Origin of the sequence: Frateuria sp. (assembly GCF_035695185.1) — a bacterium.
GTDB lineage: Bacteria > Pseudomonadota > Gammaproteobacteria > Xanthomonadales > Rhodanobacteraceae > Frateuria_A.
The window spans coordinates 1-4,970 of the sequence record NZ_DASSES010000006.1; the positions used below are offsets into that span (position 1 = coordinate 1).

General features: G+C 71.4%; 6 protein-coding genes. 1 reads left to right on the forward strand and 5 read right to left on the reverse strand.

All coding sequences use genetic code 11. The annotated features are described in order from the left end of the window. Positions 1-84: 84 nt before the first annotated feature. The 5 genes from VFH59_RS00230 to VFH59_RS00250 all read right to left on the reverse strand — a co-directional run bounded on the left by VFH59_RS00230 (position 85) and on the right by VFH59_RS00250 (position 4,314). The gene (locus VFH59_RS00230) at positions 85-1,347 is read right to left on the reverse strand and encodes an EAL and HDOD domain-containing protein (protein WP_325162875.1); all 1,263 of its coding nucleotides are present in this window, start codon (positions 1,345-1,347) and stop codon (positions 85-87) included. 86 nt (positions 1,348-1,433) lie between these two features. After that, positions 1,434-1,883 (reverse strand): flagellar protein FlgN, encoded by a 450-nt coding sequence (locus VFH59_RS00235; RefSeq protein WP_325162876.1) that lies wholly within the window; start codon positions 1,881-1,883, stop codon positions 1,434-1,436. 8 nt (positions 1,884-1,891) lie between these two features. Beyond that, a complete protein-coding gene (gene flgM / locus VFH59_RS00240) occupies positions 1,892-2,218 on the reverse strand; it encodes a flagellar biosynthesis anti-sigma factor FlgM (RefSeq protein WP_325162877.1) in 327 nt (108 codons plus the stop codon). Between the two features lie 96 nt (positions 2,219-2,314). Next, positions 2,315-3,010 (reverse strand): flagellar basal body P-ring formation chaperone FlgA, encoded by a 696-nt coding sequence (gene flgA, locus VFH59_RS00245; RefSeq protein WP_325162878.1) that lies wholly within the window; start codon positions 3,008-3,010, stop codon positions 2,315-2,317. Continuing rightward, complete coding sequence (locus VFH59_RS00250) at positions 3,010-4,314, reverse strand: methyl-accepting chemotaxis protein (RefSeq protein ID WP_325162879.1); 1,305 nt, start codon at positions 4,312-4,314, stop codon at positions 3,010-3,012. The genes flgA and VFH59_RS00250 overlap by 1 nt, the downstream gene beginning before the upstream one ends. 352 nt (positions 4,315-4,666) lie before the next feature. On the opposite strand from VFH59_RS00250, the gene VFH59_RS00255 reads away from it, so the two are divergent. Then, positions 4,667-4,970, forward strand: a 304-nt coding sequence (locus VFH59_RS00255) for a chemotaxis protein CheW (protein ID WP_325162880.1), incomplete at its 3' end; no start/stop codon positions are given.

Genomic DNA, 4,970 nt, shown 5'->3' on the forward strand with positions numbered 1-4,970 from the left:
CACCGGCCACACGCCAGCCTGGACTACCGGCCACCTATCACCCGCATCGCCATGAACAACCTGGTGGGTTTACACAGCTAGCGCTTACGCCGCCGCGGCGGCCGCCTTGTGGTCGGCGAAAGCGTACACCTGGTCCGCCCACTGGGTGGCTTCGAGGTAGATGCCGGCCATGCGCTGGATCTGCTGCGGCTGCGCCTGGCCGCTCAGCTGGCCGGCTTCCCAGGCGTGGATCTGTTCCAGCAGCGGACCGAACGGGCCGCGGTTGCCGACCAGCGCCTCGCGGATCTCCGGTACCAGCGGCAGCTGCTCGAGCACGAACTCCATCGGTGCGCACATCAGCGTATCCAGCAGCGAGAACAGGCCGACGGTGAAGGCCATCTCCTTTTGCGGACGCGGCATGTGCGAGGCCAGCTGCTCGCACATGTGCGCGCGGATCAGCGCAGTGCGCAGCAGCTCCGGCGGGCGATCGTCCATGCCGCCCAGCGACATGGTGTAGATCCAGTTGCGCATGCGCGTGACGCCGAAGAAGATCGCCGCCTGCTGCACGGATTTCAGCTGCTTGGGCAGGCCGAAATAGGCCGAGTTGACGCAGCTCAGGAGCTTGTAGGAGAGGATCGCGTCGTTGCGGATGATGTCGCCCAGCTCGACCGGGCCGGGGCTGTTCTCCTGCAGCTCGCGCATCAGGCGCAGCATCGACAGGCGGTTGGCCGAGAGCACCGGCACTTCGACCTGGTCGGGGATCAGCAGGTAGCGGCCCTGGATCGCCTGCAGCGGCAGTTCCAGGCAACGGTGGTAGGTGGCGTGGTCGTCGACGTGGCCGGCGATCACCCAGATGCCGCGCTCGTGCAGGTACTGGGCGCGCTCGCGCATCTGCTCGGGCGACAGCTCACTGGCATCCAGCCGCACGAACTGCACGATCTGCAGCAGCGCCTCGAAGGCCGCCGAGCCATGCAGGTCGGCGGCGCCGGCGTCCAGCATCAGCAGACAGCCGCGCTGGGCCATCTTGTGGAGCCGGTCCATCAGCTCGGCGTCCTCGGCCATCGCCGGCTGCAGCACCACGCCGAAGCGCGGCTGGTGCAGCAGCACGTCGGTCTGGTCCAGCAGCAGTTCGCGCGAGAGGGTGAGGAAGGTGCGGTTGCCGCGCACCAGGCGGGTCAGCGCGCCGTCGGCCAGGGTCGAGAGCACGCGCTGCATCAGCGCCTGCTCGTCGCCGGCGTGGCGGTGGAACATGACCTCGTAGGCGAACAGCTCGCGTTTCTGGTCCAGCATCGGCACCCGTACCACCGGCAGCGGGATGTCGCGGTTACCGGCGAGGCGGGACTGGGCGGAAACGGCAGTATCGCTCATGGGCTTGATCTACTCGCGGGGTGCTCCCGCCTGGGGTGGATCGCCACCGGCCTTGCAGCGCGGTGTCCGTAAGGCTTGTCGTCCGGTCAGGCCGAGGCCAGGTGGTGCGAGCGCAGGGCCGGGCGCACTTCGCCGCCGGGGCCGTAGACGCTGCGGGCGTCGCCGCCCTGGCCGGTCAGTACCGCCAGCGCCTCGCGCACCTGTGCCAGCCGCTGGCCGACCAGGCTGCCGTTGCGCTGGTTCATTTCATGGCAGCCGCGCAGCAGCCCGAGCACGTCGCGCCAGCGCGGTTCGACCCGCGCGGCTGCGGATGGCTCCAGCTTGAGCAACTGCACGCGTTCGGCGTCCAGTTCCTCCAACTGCTGCATCAGGGCCTGCTTGCACGCGCCGGCGCGATCCAGCGCAGCCGCGTCGGCGGCGACCAGCGCTTCGCGCTCGGCGGCCAGGCTGGCCGACAGCTCGGTGGCGGCCCGGTGCAGGTCCTCCACCACCGCGTCCAGCGCGGTCTCGAGCTCGTGATGCAGCAGCTTGCTCATGGGTGCGATTACGGCTTGGCCGGGCCGCCGATCTGCGCGTCGAGCGCGATCATCTTGTCGGCGATGGCCGCCGGGTTGACCTGGTAGCTGCCGTCGGCGATCGCCTGGCGGATCTTCTCCACCCGCTTGGTGTCGATCGCGCCCTGGCCGTCGACCTTGGCGGCGTCCTGCAGCGCGCGCGCCGAGTCGGTCAGCCGGACGCTGTCGTCCTTGCCCGGCACGCTGGCGGGGGCGTCGCTGGCGGCGTTGCCGCTGCCGGCCGCGGTGCCGTTGGCCTGGTTGCCGGGTGCCTGGGGCAGGAGCGGCAAGCCGTTGTTGGAAATGGTCGTGTTCATCGGTCCTTCTCGAGTCGGTTGGGCCCTGTCCCTTGGGGAATCGGCCGGGCTGGAGAAAACTTTAGTGCTTTCCGCGACATCGCTTCCCGGGCTCCGTCAGGGCAGCGCCACGACCACGCCGGGGCCGCGCACGATGGCGTCGACCACGCGGCCGGAGCTGCCGTTGCGCACCCGCAGGCGGGCACCGGCGTCGCCGCTGCCCAGCGCGATCCCCTCGGCGCGCACGGCAATGCCGTCCAGCTCGGCCACCAGTTGCACGTGGTCCCCGGCACGCACCGTCTGCCGCCCGCCGAGCGCGCCGGGGGTGAGCACGCTGCCGGCCGCGACCGGGCGCGACAGGCTGCGCTCGGCGACCTGGTCGAGGCTGGCGATGTAGCCGTAGGGCAGGTGGGTGACGTCGCGCTCCTCGATGCGCACGTCGGCCGCCACGATCCCGTCGCCGCGGATCAGCGGCCGGTTCGCCACCAGGACCTGGCGCCAGACATGGAGCGTGACCGGTACCCGCAGGGTCCAGCCGTCGGCGGCGGGGCAGCGCACCAGGACGCTCAGCCGCGGCGTCATGCGCAGGCCGCCGGGGAGGCTGGCGCTCAGCGGCGCGTCGCAGTCGGCAAGGTGCAGCCGCGGGTCCAGTGCCTCGGTGGTGACCTCCACGCGGCTGCCTGGCGCGGCGTACTGCTGCTGGACGAAACGCTCGGCCCGGGCGCGCAGGCCTGCCTCCGACAGCGGCGCGGCAAGAAGCGGCAGGGCCGTCCCCAGCAGCGCGAGCGGCAGGCAGCGGCGCGCCAGTCCCATCAGGCGTCGGCCAGCAGGGCGGCGAGCTGGGTGACCAGCGCCTCGCGTTCGGATTCAAGCCGCTGGCTCAGCTGCTGGGCCTGTTCGACCTGCCCGTTGCAGAGCAGGCCGACGAAGGCGTTGCCGTGTTCGGACAGGCGTGCGCCAGCCTCGCTGAGCGCGCTGGCGGCGGGGTGATCGGGGTGCCGGGCGGCCAGGCGGCGCACGGTGCGGTCCAGTGCCTCGGTGTCGAACCAGCGCCGGTCCAGCGCGCCCGGTTCGAGCAGCGCCAGCTCGGTCGCCTGGCGGATGCCCTGGGCCGACTCGCGCACGGCCAGGCTGAGGCTCGCCGGGTCGTTGCCGGCCTCCTGCTCCAGCCAGCCCAGGGCAAGGCGGTGGGCCAGCAGCGCGGCGCGGCTGAGCGCCTCGCTCTGCCGGCGCGCCTCGGTGCTGCGTCGCTGCAGGGCGCCGAGCGCAGCCTGCGCGGCGGCGGCGCGGGCCTGCTGCACGTCCTGGCCCTGGCGCAGCTGGGCGACCTTCTCGCTGGCGCCGGCCAGCGCCTCGGCGCTCCGGCCCATCGCGCCGTTGGCCTGGCTGACGCCGGACTGCGCCTGTTCCAGCCGCTGCATGCCCTGCTGCACGTCCACGTCCAGCTGCTGCGAGAACTCGCCGATGGAGCCGGTGACCGTCTCGATCTCGGTGGTGGCCTGGGTGGTCTTCTCGGCCAGTTGCTTGACCTCGTCGGCGACCACCGCGAAGCCGCGCCCGGCCTCGCCGGCGCGGGCGGCCTCGATCGCCGCGTTCAGCGCGACCAGGTTGGTCTGGTGCGCGATCTCCTGCACCACGCCGGTGAGCTTGCGGATCTGCCCGACCTGCTCGGCCAGGCGCGCCTGGTTGCGGTTCATCGCCGACAGCGCGCTGCGCAGCAGGCGCAGCTGGCCGTCCAGTTCGCTGACGCCGGCGCTGCCGGTCTGGCGCGCCTGCTCGACCTGCGCCAAGCCATTGGCGACCTGCTGCAGGGCCGTCGAGATTCCGGCGCTGGTGTCCGTCAAGCGGCCGACGCCGTCGCGGCTTTCCTGGGTGGCCTTGTCCAGCGCGGACTGCTCGCGCCCGAGCATCTGCGCAGCGGCCAGCACCAGGCTTTGCTGCTCCAGGGTCTGCAGCGCCATCGCCGCCGGCTGGCCGGCATCGAGCCGGGCCAGCAGCGGCGCCAGCGCGCGGGCGATCGCCGGGTGCCGGCGCGTCAACTGTTCGAGGCGGGCCTCGTCGCCAGCGGCGGCCGCTTGGACCAGCGCGGCCAGGGACTGGCTACGGATCAGGCTCATGTGGATTGCGGTTCCTGCGGATGAATGTTCATGACATCGTCTGGATGCGTCGAAACTTGAACAAGCAATGCATGTGCCAGTGCCGACTTTGCGTCCCCGCCTTTGTGGAAGCGCCGCGCCGCTCTGTTCCTTCCCCCGCGGGCGGGGGAAGGTGCCCGAAGGGCGGATGGGGGAAGTCTTGCGGGGAGCTCACCGGACAACCCGCCCAGGAGCGCCCCCATCCGCCTGTCGGCACCTTCCCCATGGAACGGGGGAAGAACGCGGGTGGGATGCGCGCATCGAGAGGCGACCTCAAGCGCCGGCACAGGCGGCCGATACGCGGGGCCTAGTCCTTATTTTGCTGGAGACATGCATGGCCGGCGCGCTGCTGGAAAACGTCGAACGCCAGACCCGCCTGGCCGGGCACAACCGGGTGGCGATGCTGCTGTTCCGCCTGGGCGACGCGCAGTTGTTCGGCATCAACGTGTTCAAGGTGCGCGAGGTGCTTCGCCGCCCGTCGCTGGAACGCATGCCCGGCGCGCACGCGCTGATCGCCGGCAGTTGCGACTACCGCGGGCAGACCATCCCGGTGATCGACCTGGCCGCGGCACTGGGCTATCCGGCGCTGATCGAGGAGCCCTCCGCGCACCTGATGGTCACCGAGTTCAGCCGTACCG